The sequence below is a fragment of the Aquimarina sp. AWH4_224 genome (genome assembly GCF_056160245.1).
Window position 1 is genome coordinate 1 of the sequence record NZ_JBSWWU010000038.1, and the last position, 1,644, is coordinate 1,644.

A 1,644-nucleotide genomic window follows, 5' to 3' on the forward strand; every position below is an offset into this window, starting at 1 on the left:
GATATGGAAGATACTCCACGGATATTAATATTTATAGCTGCTCCAGGTGTAGCAGAAGACGAAGCAATATTTACCCCTGGGGTTTGACCTTGCAATGCATTTTCAAAGCTAGATGCTGGTATTTTGGCAATATCATCTGTTTTTATGGTTTGAATACTGCTACTCACATCCTTTTTGGATTGTGTACCATATCCTACAATAACAATTTCTTCAAGGGCTTGACCGGTTTGAAGCTCGATGGTATAATCAGTTTTTTGGGTTAAGGCTACAATTAAATTTTCATAACCGATGTATGAAACTTCGATAGCTTCAATGGTTTCTGGTAGTTCCAATGAGAATTTTCCATCAAAATCGGTAACGGCTCCCAGGTTTGCATCAGGTACCAAAACATTAGCCCCAATGAGCGGTTCTTGTGTATCGGCTGCCAAAACCGTTCCGGTAATGACTCTCTGGGCAAAAGTGGAATTGCCCAGGGTACACATGATTAAGAAAAGAACTAATTGATTAGTTAACTTCATAAGCAAAAGATTTAATAAGTAATGAGTTGTTTTTTGAATAAAAGCGTGTGACCGGGTAAACAGGATTTGTTTTCCGGATTGTATGTCCAACAGGAAAGAAGACTAACAGTCGAAAATAGGTTGCAAGCCTCTTAAAGTAAGGGGTTTGCAATAAAAATAAGAGTATGTTTTTTTAAATAGATTCACCTTGAGTAAAATGACAAATAATACTAAATAGAAATTGAAAAAAGCCTTTGGCTTTCTGCCCGATTCGAATCAGAAAATATGGGTAAGTAGAAAGAACAAAAAAGGAATAATTAACAATCAAATATAGGCTGAAGCCCTCTTAAGGTAAGAGATTTACAAGTGGTAATACTATGTGTTAATTTTAAAATCACTTAATATTAAATTAACATTTATATGTATAAAAGTATAAAATTAATTTAAAAAACATAATTATTTCTTAGTTTATTTACTTCTTTACAATAATAATGATAAGGTAATTCCATTTGACATAGGCGAAAATCCAATTCCTTCGGGGGTGTGGGTTCGATTCCAGCTTTGAGTACGATAAACCCTGCCAAACAAATGTTTATCAGGATTTTGTTGTTTTTTACTACAATTAATTCAATAGAAGAATTTAACAGTTGTAATTTTTTGAAGCTTTCTTAAGCTTAAAAAGAAAAAACATCTATAAAACTATATCTATCTCTCTCGATAATGTACTCCAAGGTCACTTTTATTATATACTGAGGCAGGAAAAATTTTGTGGTTTAACTAAAATAAACTCCCCTATTTACAACTATTCGAGTTGTAAATTCCTCATTTTATAGCGACTCCAAGTACTTCATGTTGAGTTTTCAGATATAAAAACTAGAAAAAATAGGTACTCCGTTTAGGTACTCCATAAAATACTTTTATATTTTAAAACACTTGCTAGAGCACACACAACTAACTTATTTACTAATAGTTAAAATAAAAAAGTTTTTAAAAACACATTTTGAGACCTTCGGGTGAATGGAATCAAAGACACACCCTTTTTGAGAGAAATCACATGAAAAAACAAAAGCTAAAACATTTAAATTCAATGCTTTAGCTTTTCTAGTAGCGGGAGCAGGACTCGAACCTGCGACCTTCGGGTTATGAG

The 1,644-nt window shown here is 32.9% G+C and carries 1 protein-coding gene; it reads right to left on the reverse strand.

The features are described 5' to 3' along the window. Positions 1-518, reverse strand: a 518-nt coding sequence (locus tag ACXAGJ_RS24575; protein ID WP_474843821.1) for a carboxypeptidase-like regulatory domain-containing protein, incomplete at its 3' end; no start/stop codon positions are given. Between the last annotated feature and the right edge of the window lie 1,126 nt (positions 519-1,644).